This window comes from Francisella sp. 19X1-34 (assembly GCF_041102755.1).
GTDB lineage: Bacteria > Pseudomonadota > Gammaproteobacteria > Francisellales > Francisellaceae > Francisella.
The window spans coordinates 1-15,331 of sequence record NZ_JBGCTX010000056.1 but is presented as its reverse complement, the minus strand read 5'-3'; the positions used below and the strand labels follow the sequence as shown (position 1 = coordinate 15,331).

Here is a 15,331-nt window from a genome sequence, read left to right as displayed (position 1 = left end):
TTTATTATTTCTCCAATTAAAATCAATAATTATAAATATTTAGACATGAAGTAATTATCGAACTGAGGTTATAACTAGGATTTAGTAGTTCTCGATAAGACTACATGAAACACTAAATACTGTGTAAGCTTTATTCTATAAGGTTTTATGATTTTTGTAAAACTATATAGAAAGAATAAATGGTGCCGGAGGCCGGACTCGAACCGGCACTCTGTTGCCAGAACCGGATTTTGAATCCGGCGCGTCTACCAATTTCACCACTCCGGCGTATTATTAGATATCTTCAGGCCAGTTATCTAGTGCTGTACCAAGAGATAAGCCTAGCTCTGATAATTTTTGTTTAATCTCTGTTAGAGACTTTTTACCAAAGTTTGGAGCTTTTAGAAGTTCATTTTCAGTCTTTTGCACAAGCTCACCAATAAATCTAATATTTACTGCTTTTAGACAGTTAGATGATCTAGCTGTTAGATTTAGCTCTTCAACATGCTTTAACAATATAGGATCTATATCTTTTGTTGGATCCTCTACAAAGATACCTTGATTAATCTCTTCAACATCAACAATATTCCTTAGTTGATTTTGAATCTTAGTTGCCGCTAATCTTAAAGCTTCTTCACAAGTAATATTACCGTTTGTTTTAATATTAAAGTTAAGTTTATCAAGATCTGTACGTCTACCTACACGGGCATCTTTAACTTCAAAGTCACAGAAAGTAACAGGTGAAAAAGTAGCATCTAAAAGAAACTCACCATCTTTGAAATTTTCAACTGTTTGTCTATAACCAACACCTTTTTCAACTTTAGCTTCTATCTTAAGCTTTCTGCCGCCATTATAGCTGCAAATAAATACTTCTTCAGTTATTTTCAAACCCTCAGATAACTTAGCTTCCTCAGAGAAAACTTCTTCTTCTGAACCAGAAAGATCAAAGATTATAGTACCTGTTTCAGCATTATCCGCCAGTGTTACAGGAAGAGCTTTAACATTTAAGATAATGTCAGCAACAGTTTCATCACATGGGATTACATCTTCCAAAGATGTAATTTTACCATCATTAATTTTTATACTAGTAACACATGCACCATCAACAGAATAAAGCATAGTTTGCTTTAAAGCATAACCAAGTGTATAACCAACACCTCTTTCTAGTGCTTCAAAAGAAAACTTAGTAGCATTTTTAGCATAGTCATCAATTTTAATATTAGTAGGATGTAGTAAATTTTCTAGTGCCATAGCAGTTTTAAAACCTAGTTATATTTTATTCGATATAATTTAATTCCAAAGATTATAACATACAAATGCAAAATTTTAATAGCTTTATTATAACTTCTTGATTTTGTTTATACTTTCAAGCTTTGCTTTAATCTTACTTTCAAAACCACTACCAGATGGTGAATAGAAAGTTTGTTTTATATTTTTAGGTAAATATTGCTGATTAACATATGAGTTTGGATAGTTATGCGGATATAGATAGTTACTGTCCTTATAGTTTTTCAAATGCTGAGGAACTTCTATATGTCCTAGACCTTTAGTTATCTGTTGTGCTTGCGCCAGTGCTTTATAACAAGCATTACTTTTAGGTGCTACAGCTAAATATATGGCAGCCTGAGATAAAACTAACCTACCCTCTGGTAGACCTAGTTTCTCATATGCATTCCAAGCATCTAGCGCAATTCTCAAAGCTTGTGGATCAGCGTTACCAATATCCTCTGATGCTATACACAACATTCTTCTAGCAATAACTAATGGATCTACACCATTATCAAGCATTAGCCCCAACCAAAATATAGCCGCATCTGGATCTGTACCTCTTACAGATTTATGAAAAGCAGAAAGCTGCTCATAAAACTCCTTACCTTCACGATGAAAGTCTCGAGATGCTTCACCCACTGCTTGATCAAATAAGTCTTTATTTAGGATAATGCTATCTTTTTGATCACTAATCAAAAACATTCTCTCAAGCAAATTTAAAATTTTACGGCAATCACCTTCACTATAATTATGGATAGCATTATATAAATCTTCACTTATTTCAAAAGAGCACTTTGCTAAAACCTCATCTTGATCTAATGCTCTTTGGATAAGTTTTTTAGTTTCTGCAATACTTAAGCGTTTAAGGCGTAATACAAACAATCTCGAAACTAAAGCATTATTTAAATAATATGTTGGATTCTCTGTAGTTGCACCAATTAAAATAATCTTACCAGACTCAACATATGGTAAAAGTAAATCTTGTTGTGATTTATTAAAGCGATGAATCTCATCCAAGAATAATACAAAGCTATCTAAATCTTTATTATCAGCAATAAGCTTCTTAACTTCCTTTACACCTGAGTCCACGGCTGATAACTCAAAGAACTCTAGATTCTTAGAGCTTGCTATAATTCTTGCTAATGTGGTTTTACCAACCCCTGGTTTACCACATAAAACCATTGAACAAATACCATCACCAATAAGTATCTTTCTTAATACTCCATTTTCAGATAACAAATGCTCTTGGCCTATAATATCATCGATTTTCCTAGGCCTTATTCTGGCTGCTAGAGGTGTATATTTCATTTATTAAATCTCATTATTTTTTTGATTTTCACAGCACATTGCGATTAGCTAGTTGTGAAACTATTAACATAAACCTTATACCTAGTCTATGATTTTCTAATTAATAATAATCTTATACTTACTTTTAACAAGCTCATAAAGCATGCCTTCACGTACAGCTCCATTTGATAAACTCATTTTAGTGAGACCTAAGCAATCAAATATCGCATACAAAATAGCAACACCTCCGGCAAGGACACTTTCACGATCTTCTCTTAAGCCTTCAAAACTTATATCCTCAACTTGTCTTTTATCCATCATCATAGTTATTAGATCATTTAAGAAATCTTGTGTAACAACAGAGCTTTTATTGAGCATTTCAGAAATATTTGCAACCGAGATAATTGTACCAGAAGAACCTAAAACATTATTCCAGCCTATTCTCTTATATTTCGATAATATTGGCTCAAGTATTTGCTTAGCTTTTAGCGCCGCTGCGTGAAAGTTTGCGAAATCAAGCCTCTCATTTGTAAAGAAATCCTTTTGCATACCAACACAACCCATATCTAAACTACGTGCGATTAATATTTTATCACCTCGACCAATTACAATTTCTGTTGAGCCTCCGCCAATATCAATAACCAAAGTCTTTTGCTTTATATCATGATTATCTCTAGCACCAACATAAACAAGTCTTGCCTCTTCTGGCCCAGAAATAATTTTAATCTTAGTTCCTAAAGCCTTATCTAATTTCTTTTTAAATCCTTTAATATTGTTTTTTGCTTTTCTAAGAGTATATGTCCCTACCGCTCTGACATGTTCAACTTTATATTTTTGTATTTCTTGAGCAAAAAACTCCAAACATTTAATAGCTCTTTCTTGAGTATCTTTACTTATAGTTAGATTATTGTTTAAACCTGCTCTTAATTGCACCTTTTGTTTTTGTTTAGATAGTGTAACAACCTCACCTTTAGGTTTGATTTCACTAATAAGCATATGAAAGCTATTTGAACCTAAATCTACTGTTGCTACTATTTTTGACATATAAACCAAAAGTATCTATTTCATAACTAGTTATATTATAAAAAAATATAGCTAAAATAGCTAAAAAAATTTGTCTAAGAGGTTTTTTTGTTTATAATAAATGACAATTAGTTTAACTTCTTATAAAATATCAAAATATATAGTAGCCAAGCTACTTAATCAGTTTTAAAATCAAAATTTAAAGGAAAATCAAAGCATGTCAAAATGTATCGATATATCAGATAGTCAATTCGAAAGCGAAATTCTAAATAGTGATACCCCTGTATTATTAGATTTTTGGGCACCATGGTGTGGTCCTTGTAAAATGCTTTCTCCTATACTTGAGCAAGTAGCTGATCACTATGGTGATCAAATCAAAGTTTGCAAAATCAATATCGATGACAATGAAGAAACTGCTATGAAATTCGGTGTTCGTGGCGTACCTACTCTTATGGTTTTCAAAGATGGTGAAAACAAAGAAACTAAAGTTGGTGTGGTACAAAAAAGTCAATTAATTTCAATCATAGACAAATATCTATAATTTAGTTATATCAACATATCTTTACAAATAGAGAATCAAATGAATTTAAATGAATTAAAGTATAAATCTGTTAATGAGCTAATGGACATAGCTCAAAGCCTAGATCTTGAATCACTGCGTGCAAGAAAACAAGAACTTATCTTTTCAATCTTAAAATATCATGCTGATAAAGGTGAAGATATTTATGGTGAAGGTATTTTAGAAGTTCTACAAGATGGTTATGGTTTCTTAAGATCTTCAGATAGTTCGTATTTTGCATCGCCTGATGATATCTATGTTTCACCAGCTTTTATTAGAAAATTAAACCTACGTACTGGTGATAGTATTGTTGGTAAAATTCGCCCACCTCGCGATAATGAGAAATACTTTGCAGTTAAGCATATCGATAGTGTTAACTTTGACTCTCCTGAGCTAGCTAGAAAGAAAATTTTATTTGAAAACCTAACTCCTGAATATGCTAAAGAAAGACTAACGATGGAGATTGGTAACGGTTCAAATGAAGATATTACAGCCAGAGTGATTGATCTAGCTGCACCATTTGGTAAAGGTCAACGTGGTTTGATTGTTGCTCCTCCTAAAACTGGTAAAACAATCATGATGCAAAATATTGCAACATCAATCGCTAAAAATCACCCTGAGTGTAATCTAATTATGTTACTAATTGATGAGCGTCCTGAGGAAGTTACAGAAATGCAACGTTCAGTACGTGGTGAAGTTGTTGCTTCAACATTTGATGAGCCTGCAGCTCGTCACGTTCAGTTAGCAGAAATCGTAATTGAAAAAGCAAAAAGATTAGTTGAGCATAAACAAGATGTTGTAATCCTTCTAGACTCTATCACAAGACTTGCTCGTGCATACAACACTGTATCACCTGCTTCTGGTCGTGTACTATCTGGTGGTGTTGAAGCTAACGCTCTACAAAAGCCTAAGAGATTCTTTGGTGCTGCTCGTAATACAGCTGAAGGTGGTAGTTTAACAATCATCGCTACAGCTCTTGTAGAAACAGGATCTAAAATGGATGAGGTTATCTTTGAAGAGTTTAAAGGTACTGGTAACATGGAGCTTCATCTTGATCGTAAAATTGCTGAACGTCGTGTTTACCCTGCTATTAGCTTTGATAGATCAGGTACGCGTAGAGAAGAGCTTCTTACATCTCAAGAAGAGCTACAAAAACTTTGGGTTCTTCGTAAGATTCTTGGTGGTATGGAAGATGTTCAAGCAATGGAATTCTTAACAGAGAAGATGAAAGGCTCTCTAACAAATGAAGAGTTCTTCCAAACTATGAAAAGAGGCGCTATTTAATTCCTCTATAGTTTTAACTACCTTCTTTCTACTTTATTCTCAAAATCTCAATGAAAAAGATAAAATGCTAAATAAATATAAATCAAACTTGATTTAATGTTTAATAAATTAGTAATAGAGTTTTCAAAAGTTGATTAGTTTTTTATTAAAGATGTACAGTATTTATTTAAACCTTCTGCTGAATCTTTAGAAGTTGTTTCAGTATAACATCTAAGTTCAGGGGCATTACCAGAAGGTCTTAAATGTAAAACATCCTGATTCTCCAAAGTTATTCTAACACCATCTGTAGTGTCTATATGTTTGATTTTATTTTTACCATTAAAATACTCTGACATTATCTGCTCTAAAAGCTTCGATTTGCCTGCTAATATTGCTTCTAATATTTCATGACTTTTCTCAGTTGCAAAATCATCAACTTTACTACTAGCTGTATAACGTGCAGGAAGATCAAACAATAGTTCAGATATAGTTTTGTTTGAATCTATAGATAGCATAAGCACAGCCAACATTGGTATCACAGCATCTCGAGTAGGTAATGCCTTTAAAGTAGAATTTTCTATACAAATATCTCCAGCTTGTAAAAAACCTCCATTTGCCTCATAACCAACTACGCCACTATATCCATCTGAAAGTAATTGATTCATTGCAGCAATTACATATGGCGAACCAATTTTAGTTCTAATAATATTTTCAAAATAACCAATCTTTTCAACTATAGTATTACTACTAACTGGAGTAGCAACAGAATGTGTCTGCAGATACCTAGCCGTTAGAACACCTAATATGTCACCTTTTATCCAGTTACCATACTCGTCACTAACTAAAGGTCTATCTGCATCACCATCAGTTGATACGATACTATCAATTTTATACTCACTCGCCCATTGCTTTGCAAGCTTTACATCTTCTTGGCGAATTGCTTCAGTATCTACTGACACAAACCTTTCAGAGAATCCTAGTAAAATAACTTTAGCTCCTAATTTTTCAAGAATTTCTTTAGCTATCTTACGTCCTACCGATGAATGCTCATATAGCCCAATAGTCTTACCTTCTAAACAGTTTTTAGGGAAGAAATTTATATATCTATCGACATATTGTAAATGTGCTTGATTACATACTTTAGGAAGCTCTACATCTTGTAAAAACATCTGATTATCATCAAAAGTATTTTGATCAACTATGGTTGTTTGATTAACAATAAGCTCTTCATCTTCTTTAAGAACTTCACCATAGGGAGTGTTAAATTTAATACCATTTCTATCTTCTGGAATATGACTACCAGTAACCATAACTGATGGTATCTTATTAGATACTCCATACAACATTACCGCTGGGGATGGTACCTCTCCACAATATATAGGCTCATAACCACTATCTGCCACAGCTTTAACAACTGCCTTTGCTATCCTAGGGCTACTGTCGCGCAAATCATGTGCTATAGCAATTTTTATACCTTTAGTTATAGAATATTTTTGTTCTAAAAACTGAAGAAAAGCTTTAGTGTATAACCAGCAAATTTTATCAGCCATAGCAGATACAAGACCTCTAACACCACTAGTACCAAACTTAACGCCACTGGTTTTTATAACATCTTTAATGACTACTTTTTCCACAAGAATCTCCTAGAATAGTTTTAATATTATAAATTTATTTTTTCTTACGATAGTTTAACAGTCGGCCTTTAAATATTTCCAACAATTTAGCTACATATTTTGTTGAAATAAACAAATAGTTAGACTTAATACCATTTGTTTTAAGAGCTTTCATTGTTTCTTGATTGATAATTTTTTTACTTTGTAAATTGCTTGTACTAACACCACCTACTAACATATTGATTATACATTTATTCAAATAAGTATACGAAAGCCTATTTACAAGTAGAAATCTCACAAAGATTTCATAATCTGCAGCTATTTTGAAGTCTAAGCGATACACTCCATATTTGTCATAAACAGACTTTTTAACAAAAAGCGTTGGATGTGGTGGCATAATCCCAAATTTAAGTTTGTTTGGAGTAAATCGCTTAGCTGAATAATAACGAAGAATTTTATTACTCTCATTCACAAACATTAAATCTGCAAAAAGCATATCTTTATCATTTTGCTTAAACTGTTTTACAATATCATCTATCACACTATTGTTACTATAGCAGTCATCACTATTCAAAATACCAATAATATCTCCAGTAGCTAAAGCAATGCCTTTATTCATAGCATCATATATACCATCATCAGACTCACTTATAACCTTTGATATTTTAGATTCATACTTTGCTAAAATATCCAAAGTACTATCATAACTGCTACCATCTACTATAATATACTCAATATTTTCATATGTCTGTGATAACACTGATTTTATTGTATTTTCAATAGTTTCTTCTGAATTATAACAAACTGTAATTATCGATACTTTCAAACTATCAACCTTCTAAAATATTTTTATAAATCTCTAACTGCTTTGCTATTATATAATCATTTTGATATTGCTTTGCAGTATTTTCTGCATTTTGAGCCATCAAATCATAATTAGCATAACCATATGACCTTTCAATAGTTTCTTGTAAACCATCCTTGGTCGCTAAAAATCCATTTTGTTCATTTTTTATAAAATTTTTACGAGTACCAATATCAAATCCAATAACTGGAATACCAAAACTCATAGCCTCTATTATTGTTAAACCAAATGTTTCATACAATAAAGCTGGCTGAATTAGATATTTTGACTGAGAAATAAGAGATAAAGTTTCTTCTCTAGAGCATTTACCTCTAAAAATAATATTTTTCGATGAGTATTTATTAATTATTTCATCACTATCGGGACTATTACCGACTACCGTCAGCACAAATTTATCATCTAAAGATAACCAAGTATCTAAAAGATCAAATATGCCTTTAGATTCTTCTAGTCTACCTACATATATATAATTTTGCTTATCAACTTTATTATGTCGCTGTGTTAAAGAAGCTATACTATTAGGCTTTAAAATTATTTTATCTACAGCTATACCAAGCTCTGTAACTTTCTGCTTTTGAAAATCTGTTAGTACAAAAAAATAATCAATGTTTTTAAACATCCTTAAAAACCTATAAAAGCTAAATGCTAACTGAGCCACCAAACTTTGTAATCGCGACTTTCTATAACATTTATTTTTGATGCCAGAAATAGGTAATTTATTTTTAGTGCATAGTTCACATACTCCAAAGCCATCTCTATATAAAATTCCCGATATACACCATAACCTATAGTTATGAAGCGTATGTACTACTTTTGCACCTGACTTTTTAGCTGCCCTAAATATACTTGGTGTTAACAGCGGAAAGTAATTATGTACATGAACTATATCAATATTATTATCTTTAACTATTTTTTTAATATTCTTATAGTGCTTAAGTGAAAACCATATTCCAAATAATAGGCTAAACTTACTAATATCATCATTAGAAACTTCATATGCTAAGACTTTATCTCTGCCATGTAGTTTTTGTAAAGACTTTAACTCATTTTCATAAACTATATCCTCACCACCAATATTATTTGACTGATAGCGATTATGGACAATTAAAATCTTCATAAATAAGCCTCGATTTGCTTAATATCTTTATCATTCAAAGAAAACTTCTCTACCCCTGCAATAAGCCCATAATATTTATTTGAGTTAATTTTTCGTATTAATGAAACCATCTCATCAATATTCTTAGGATCTATCCAGTAACCATTTATATCATTTTTAACAATATCTCTAGCTCCACAGTTTTGGCTAATGATCACTGGCAAACCAAAATAAAATGCCTCTTCAACAACCAACCCCCATGGTTCAACTAAGCTAGGTAAAATAAAAATATCATGATTAAGAAATTCTTCTTTAAGTTTTTTATTTTCAATAGCTGACTTAAATATAATGTTATTACTAGTAGCAATTTTATGTAAGTAATCTTTCTGCTCACCTTCACCAATTATAGTTAAACTATAATCTTCAATACTGTTAAACACTTGGACTAATCTTTCTAAATTTTTAACTTCAGATAGTCGACCAATGTAAAGAAACTTTTTATGATACTCTCTAGCTTCTCTATTAAAGATCGGCTTATTGATAATACCAACACCTTTAGTAATTTTGACATTTCCGCGATATCCAAGCTTAACAAGTAACTCTCGATGAAGGTCTCCAGAAGCAAAAACTTTAGAAACTCGTGATAAAAATATTTTTTTTATTATTGCCTGTGGCCCAGTTACCTTACTTTCATTGATAGTTGACTCAAGAGCTAAACAATTCTTACTTTTACTATTAGTAAAAATAACATACCAAAATTCACGTAAATCCCAGCCACTAACTAATATTTTCTTATATTGAAAACTTTTTAAAATACTTCTTAAAAGTCTAATATTTGCAGAAAAGTTTCTCTCTTGTAAATTTCCAGGAAACAAAATTTTATACTCAAAGGACACATCATTTAAGGCAACAAAATCATCGGCCCTCTTTTCATTTGTATTTGCTGCTAGAAAAATAACAAAGATATTTAATTTCTTCGCTAATTGATTATACAAATTAACTTTATAAAAAGCTGGTATGTGAGTAACTATTACGTAATCATACATGAGAATTTATCCTGCCTTTTATTAAATCTATATCTTTATTTATATGTATATAATATAACAATACAAGCTTTTAGTAACCCCTAAAGTAGCCTCGTAGCTTAACTAATATAGAGATAATATAACTTTTTATTACAGGAATATACGAAAGTCCATAAGATCTATTTATCTGAAACTTTTCTTTTAAAATTTTATTTAGATTTTGTGAGGAAATACCATCAAGATCATACTTAGAAATAACAATATCTAAATACTTTGATTTTTTACCAAGTTTAAAATACTGCATCGTAAAATCTTGATCTGCACATATATTATATTTAAGATTATATTTTATTGAATCATTTAGCTTATAAAAAGTAGACTGATGACATAGCATCATTCCTAGTGCCATGTCTTTTAAATTTAAATCTGGCTTATATTTTAAGATTTTATGTCCAATATCAGTATTACCATAAACAACTCCTATATCCTGCGGAACCTCCTGGTCGAACACCCTTTCTATCACATCATTAGAATAGAAACAGTCACCTGCATTCATAAAGTTCAACCACTGGCCTTTGGCTAAAGATATACCTTTATTCATAGCATCATATATACCTTTATCAGGCTCACTTATATATTGACTAATATGATCTTGGTACTTTTTAATTATATCTAAAGTACCATCAGTAGAGCCTCCATCAATAATAATATACTCTACATTTTTATATGATTGATTTAATACACTTAAAATAGTCTCTTCTAGAAGTTCTTTAGCATTATATACAACTGTTATAACTGAAACTAATGAATAATTACTTTCTTGAGTTCGAGAATTTGACAAGGATAGCTCCTAAGATTAATGACTTTTTCTACCTAGTTTTTCTCTAAGTTTAAAACCTATATGACGAAATATTCTTACATACTCATTATGTCTTCTTATCATATTATCAGATGTATATTTAACATAAAATTTGTACATGAAAATATGCCATAAATCAAAAATATTCCTTCTTGGTTTGCCTCCAACAATATCATAAAACTCATTCATATAGCCACTTAAATCATGGCTTTTATTAGTTTCATGATGCCTAAAACCTGAAATATTACTATTGCATATATGCAAATTCGCATACTTTGCAAACTCATGCCACATAAAAAAATCACCTGCTAGTTTATATTCAGCAAATTTTTTCATATTCATCTTATCTTGCAAAGACTTTGTCCAAAAAGTTGACTCTTGCTGTATTGACGGCAGACTCGTGCCATGGATACCTTTTAGAATTCTTTTTCTTGAGGGTACCAAAGGCAACATAGAGTTATCAATAATGCCATCCTTGTTATACCAGGTATTTTTAGCATTTATCCATTGCGCCTTTTCACCATGTTTTTTGATCTCAGCCGCTATCGCCTTAAAAGCATTTGGCAGATAAAAATCATCTGAATTTATATATGCAACAATATCACCTGTTACTATTGAAAGACCTTTTGATAAGGCATCATACATACCTTCATCAGGTTCACATATGAACTTAATATCTAGATTATTACAGTAAATATCCAGCTCACCATTGTTATGTTTATCAACATATTTTTGAATAATATCACAAGTACTATCTTTTGATTTACCATCTACAAGAATATATTCAATATCAAAATCACCCCTTTGAGTAATTACACTCAAAATAGTTTCTTCAATATACTTCTCAGAATTATATGATACTGTTACTATAGAAAATTTCACTTTCTTCCTCTTTTATGAAAATATTGAACTAGAGTTTTTTGATCTTAATAGTAGTTTCTTTACTAATCACCCCTGCTTCAAACTTAACTTCTATTTTAGATGTTTTTAATGGATCCTCAAAGCGGTCATCCGCTATATCAACAAAGTTCACTTCTATAGCGTATTGTCCTTTAAAAATATCACATTTAAATTTATTAGTAATATTATATTTCTCAGAATTTTTTACATCTTTTAGAATATTATCTTCTGAGAATGAGTTAAAAATTGAAAGAGTTTTACCAGTAATATCATGAGCAGAAAAGTCAACTCTAACTTTCTTATAATCATTTTTAAAATTCACATCTAAAGAGACTGTATACTCTAATCCTGTTTCTAAAAAACTTGTTTGATTACCTTCAGAATCATAAATACATATGCCATTAGTAGATATATCATTTTCTTCATCTTTAAAATCATTATTAGTTGATAAATTATCATGATCTAACTCATCAACATCTCCGTTTAATCTTTTAATTTCTTTTATTACGCGCTCTTTATCAGGGCTAAATAATGCTTTTTGGTAATAATGTGCAACTTCTCTAGGATCTCCATCAAGGAGTATCTCTTTGTTATGTATAAATATTGCTCTAGTACAAAACTCAACCATAAGTGCCACATTATGAGATACAAAAATAACTGTAGTACCTTCTTTCAATAATTGTCTAATTCTAACAAAACATTTATTTTGAAAGATTGCATCTCCAACAGCTAAGACTTCATCAACAATCAATATATCTGGTTTTACAGCAGTAGCTATACCAAAACCTAATCTAGCTTTCATCCCACTACTATAATTTTTCACAGGTTGTCTAATATAATCTCCAATTTCTGCAAAATCAATAATATCTTCAATAGTATTTTTTCTTTCAGATTCGGCAACCTTATTTAAGTCTAGACTAAAGCCAATATTCTGCTCACCTGTCAATTCAGGGTTTATACTTCCTCCAAGTTCTAACATGGCATTTATATTACCATGAACATTAACACTCCCGGATGAAGGAGTCACAACCCCAGCAATCATTTTTAGTAAAGTCGACTTACCTGCACCATTTAATCCAAATATCCCTAGGACTTCTCCTTTTTTAATATCTAAATTTATATTTTTAACAGCACAAAAGTCTTTATAGTATTTTTTTCTTGTAATACTAAAGGCTTCTTTAACACGATCTCTAGCACTTTCATAAATTTTATAATTCTTTGATAGATTACTTAGCTTTATTACGATATCTTTTTTCATTTAAATAACGTCTCCAAAGTGAGGAGTTAATCTCTTAAAGACTATGGCTCCGACAAAAAGTATTGAAAGCATCATTATCCAAAATATTGTTAGCTGTTGAGTTGAATCTTGCCAAAACCATACACCATGAATAAATGTATCACGGAACCCTTGGATAATATAGGCCATAGGATTTAGGTCTAAAATAAATCTAAACCTTTCAGGAACTTTATCTGGTGACCAGAATACTGGAGTAAACCAGAAACCAAATTGAGTAATTAAACCAACAACTTCGGTAGTATCTTTAACAAAAACCCTAAGAGCAGAAGTTAGCCAACCTAAACCTAATAGCAACATTATAGTGCAGAAAAGATAGTATGGGATCTGTAACCAGTATATATTAGGAAAATGTCCATTCAACATAAATACTATCATTAGAATAAACACTAAGACCACGTGTATTATAAAACATGACAATATACTTATTAATGGCAATATATTAACACTAAAGGCAACTTTCTTAACTAAGAATTCATTTACAATTATAGCTTCACAACTTTTTGTTAAAGCATCAGAGAAAAAGAACCATGGAATCATACCCGTCAATAAGAATAATATTATAGATGAGCTGCCTCCACTACCTCCAGGTCTAATACCATATGTAAAAACAACCCATATTACCAATATAAATGTAATAGGTCTAATTACAGCCCAAAAAATACCTAAGTAAGAACCTAGAAATTCTTCTTTAAAATTATTGTAAGCTAAAACCATTATAAGCTTTTTATTATTTATCAAATGTTTGAGAAATCTATAGAACTCTTTCACATATCTCATATATTTAAATTACACCCTTTCAGTGTAGATATAATTATCAAATTATAGCAAAATATTTAAACAAATAGAAAGGTAAATTCAATAGACAATACTCCTAAATGAATTAAATATTTTATTTTAATAATTCATTACTATAGTCTTTTATATACAACATTTTAAAGCTGATTATATTTAATTCAGATAGATATCACTAAGTACATAATACCCTATTTATATTTCTATAGGTAAAGTATTAAATTAATACTCCACTTAAAATAGTAAATATGTGATACTTAAACCCTTATTTAAAAAATCTATCTAACTTACATACTTTAATAAACTTTATAATTAATGATCGTAAACTATTGTCATTAACTTGTTTCTCAAGAAACTCTATGTACTCACTACATTCTTTTATAGTTTCATTATCTCTTTTTTTAAATCTTGCAAAGCTCTCTATCACAACTTTATAGTCAATTTCTGATAGCTGATCTAATACTTCTGATGCAAATGGCTCCTCACTAGAACAAATATTCTCACTAAATGTGTTCGCAAATGAATACAAGAATTTATCTCTATAACTATTACCAAAAATATAACTAAAATCTATACAACCATGTAAAAACATTATAAGCTGAGCCTGCTCATTTGCACCGCTCCAAATGCCGCCATCATTCATTCTATAAACTGACATGGTTTTATCAATATACTTAATAGGCCCAAACCTTGAGAATACAAGTAACATATATACATCATTACGCTTAACTGATGAGTATTTCTTTAAATATTCATCAATTTGATATTTATACTCAGAGTCATATCTAAAAACTAAAGATGTTGTATGTAAATAGTCCAAATCTATAAAATCCTCGAACACATAAATATCTTTTTTACTATTTGAATCTACAAATAATTTATTTGTTAACTCCCCGTTTACTAAAAATCTTGTATTATGACCACATCCCATAAATTCTTTATTAGGTTTTAGAAAGTCTATCTGCTGCTGTAACTTGGTAGAATCAGTCCAATAATCATCTCCTTCACATAGAGCTATATATTTACCCCTAACCTCTGGTAAAATAAAATCTCTAATGGGTAAAGCACCTTTTGAGTACTGATTCTCTTTTTGGTAAATCAATCTAATTATATTTGGGTATTTTTTTACATAACTTCTTATAATCTCAGTAGTTCGATCTGTTGAACAGTCATCACTCACAATTATTTCAAAAGAAAAATCTGTAATTTGAGATAAAAATCCCGTTAAGGCTTCTTCAATATACTTTTCTTGATTGTATGCTGTGCAACAAATACTAACCAAAGGCTCATCATTTTTCCAATTTGATAATATTTGATTCTCACTTCTTAATTCAGACATTAATTATAAAACTAAGATAATCTCTACATGGTAAACATTATAATCATAAACAGGGATATATTAAATAACTCAATAATATTACTCTATGAATTAGGTTCTGTGCACAAAAAATATAAATTAGATTGAAAATAGCTAAACCGTTGTTATTTAAAAGTTGAAAGGCAG

Annotated in this window: 14 protein-coding genes and 1 tRNA gene; 2 read left to right on the top strand and 13 right to left on the bottom strand. The window is 30.6% G+C overall.

Features of this window, described 5'->3' with window-relative positions; translation table 11 throughout:
• Positions 1-180: 180 nt before the first annotated feature.
• The 4 genes from AB8E56_RS09020 to AB8E56_RS09005 form a co-directional block, all read right to left on the bottom strand.
• Positions 181-267: transfer RNA gene (locus AB8E56_RS09020), tRNA-Leu, on the bottom strand.
• A gap of 6 nt (positions 268-273) precedes the next feature.
• Positions 274-1,230: a DNA-directed RNA polymerase subunit alpha gene (locus AB8E56_RS09015; RefSeq protein WP_329480274.1), complete on the bottom strand. Its 957-nt coding sequence runs from the start codon at positions 1,228-1,230 to the stop codon at positions 274-276.
• Between the two features lie 87 nt (positions 1,231-1,317).
• Positions 1,318-2,556 (bottom strand): AAA family ATPase, encoded by a 1,239-nt coding sequence (locus AB8E56_RS09010; protein ID WP_329480272.1) that lies wholly within the window; start codon positions 2,554-2,556, stop codon positions 1,318-1,320.
• A gap of 96 nt (positions 2,557-2,652) precedes the next feature.
• A complete protein-coding gene (locus AB8E56_RS09005) occupies positions 2,653-3,579 on the bottom strand; it encodes a Ppx/GppA phosphatase family protein (protein WP_329480270.1) in 927 nt (308 codons plus the stop codon).
• Between the two features lie 196 nt (positions 3,580-3,775).
• Between AB8E56_RS09005 and trxA the strand changes: the two genes are divergently transcribed.
• On the top strand, positions 3,776-4,099 hold the full coding sequence (trxA, locus tag AB8E56_RS09000; RefSeq protein WP_329480268.1) for a thioredoxin: 324 nt from the start codon (positions 3,776-3,778) through the stop codon (positions 4,097-4,099).
• A 39-nt stretch (positions 4,100-4,138) separates the two neighbouring features.
• Positions 4,139-5,401 (top strand): transcription termination factor Rho, encoded by a 1,263-nt coding sequence (rho, locus tag AB8E56_RS08995; protein ID WP_150468041.1) that lies wholly within the window; start codon positions 4,139-4,141, stop codon positions 5,399-5,401.
• A gap of 134 nt (positions 5,402-5,535) precedes the next feature.
• On the opposite strand, the gene AB8E56_RS08990 is transcribed toward rho, so the two are convergent.
• The 9 genes from AB8E56_RS08990 to AB8E56_RS08950 form a co-directional block, all read right to left on the bottom strand.
• Positions 5,536-7,014, bottom strand: a complete 1,479-nt coding sequence (locus AB8E56_RS08990) for a phosphomannomutase (RefSeq protein ID WP_329480265.1) — start codon at positions 7,012-7,014, stop codon at positions 5,536-5,538.
• A 34-nt stretch (positions 7,015-7,048) separates the two neighbouring features.
• Positions 7,049-7,819 carry a glycosyltransferase family 2 protein gene (locus AB8E56_RS08985; protein WP_329480263.1) on the bottom strand — a complete coding sequence of 257 codons (771 nt, stop codon included), beginning with the start codon at positions 7,817-7,819 and terminating at the stop codon, positions 7,049-7,051.
• Between the two features lie 4 nt (positions 7,820-7,823).
• Positions 7,824-8,975: a glycosyltransferase family 4 protein gene (locus AB8E56_RS08980; RefSeq protein ID WP_329480261.1), complete on the bottom strand. Its 1,152-nt coding sequence runs from the start codon at positions 8,973-8,975 to the stop codon at positions 7,824-7,826.
• Positions 8,972-10,000: a glycosyltransferase gene (locus AB8E56_RS08975; RefSeq protein ID WP_329480259.1), complete on the bottom strand. Its 1,029-nt coding sequence runs from the start codon at positions 9,998-10,000 to the stop codon at positions 8,972-8,974. The genes AB8E56_RS08980 and AB8E56_RS08975 overlap by 4 nt, the downstream gene beginning before the upstream one ends.
• A 70-nt stretch (positions 10,001-10,070) precedes the next feature.
• The gene (locus tag AB8E56_RS08970; RefSeq protein ID WP_329480257.1) at positions 10,071-10,820 is read right to left on the bottom strand and encodes a glycosyltransferase family 2 protein; all 750 of its coding nucleotides are present in this window, start codon (positions 10,818-10,820) and stop codon (positions 10,071-10,073) included.
• 15 nt (positions 10,821-10,835) lie between these two features.
• Complete coding sequence (locus tag AB8E56_RS08965; protein WP_329480255.1) at positions 10,836-11,720, bottom strand: glycosyltransferase; 885 nt, start codon at positions 11,718-11,720, stop codon at positions 10,836-10,838.
• A 28-nt stretch (positions 11,721-11,748) separates the two neighbouring features.
• A complete protein-coding gene (locus AB8E56_RS08960; RefSeq protein ID WP_329480253.1) occupies positions 11,749-12,996 on the bottom strand; it encodes an ABC transporter ATP-binding protein in 1,248 nt (415 codons plus the stop codon).
• Positions 12,997-13,812, bottom strand: coding sequence for an ABC transporter permease (locus AB8E56_RS08955; RefSeq protein ID WP_329480251.1), 816 nt, complete (start codon positions 13,810-13,812; stop codon positions 12,997-12,999).
• 280 nt (positions 13,813-14,092) lie between these two features.
• On the bottom strand, positions 14,093-15,166 hold the full coding sequence (locus AB8E56_RS08950) for a glycosyltransferase (protein WP_329480249.1): 1,074 nt from the start codon (positions 15,164-15,166) through the stop codon (positions 14,093-14,095).
• Between the last annotated feature and the right edge of the window lie 165 nt (positions 15,167-15,331).

Excerpts from the sequence above, each read along its gene's own strand:
- AB8E56_RS09015 (WP_329480274.1), bottom strand. The coding sequence starts at position 1,230 with ATGGCACTAGAAAATTTACTACATCCTACTAATATTAAAATTGATGAC.
- AB8E56_RS09010 (WP_329480272.1), bottom strand. The coding sequence starts at position 2,556 with ATGAAATATACACCTCTAGCAGCCAGAATAAGGCCTAGGAAAATCGAT.
- AB8E56_RS09005 (WP_329480270.1), bottom strand. The coding sequence starts at position 3,579 with ATGTCAAAAATAGTAGCAACAGTAGATTTAGGTTCAAATAGCTTTCAT.
- trxA (WP_329480268.1), top strand. The coding sequence starts at position 3,776 with ATGTCAAAATGTATCGATATATCAGATAGTCAATTCGAAAGCGAAATT.
- rho (WP_150468041.1), top strand. The coding sequence starts at position 4,139 with ATGAATTTAAATGAATTAAAGTATAAATCTGTTAATGAGCTAATGGAC.
- AB8E56_RS08980 (WP_329480261.1), bottom strand. The coding sequence starts at position 8,975 with ATGAAGATTTTAATTGTCCATAATCGCTATCAGTCAAATAATATTGGT.
- AB8E56_RS08975 (WP_329480259.1), bottom strand. The coding sequence starts at position 10,000 with ATGTATGATTACGTAATAGTTACTCACATACCAGCTTTTTATAAAGTT.
- AB8E56_RS08960 (WP_329480253.1), bottom strand. The coding sequence starts at position 12,996 with ATGAAAAAAGATATCGTAATAAAGCTAAGTAATCTATCAAAGAATTAT.
- AB8E56_RS08955 (WP_329480251.1), bottom strand. The coding sequence starts at position 13,812 with ATGAGATATGTGAAAGAGTTCTATAGATTTCTCAAACATTTGATAAAT.
- AB8E56_RS08950 (WP_329480249.1), bottom strand. The coding sequence starts at position 15,166 with ATGTCTGAATTAAGAAGTGAGAATCAAATATTATCAAATTGGAAAAAT.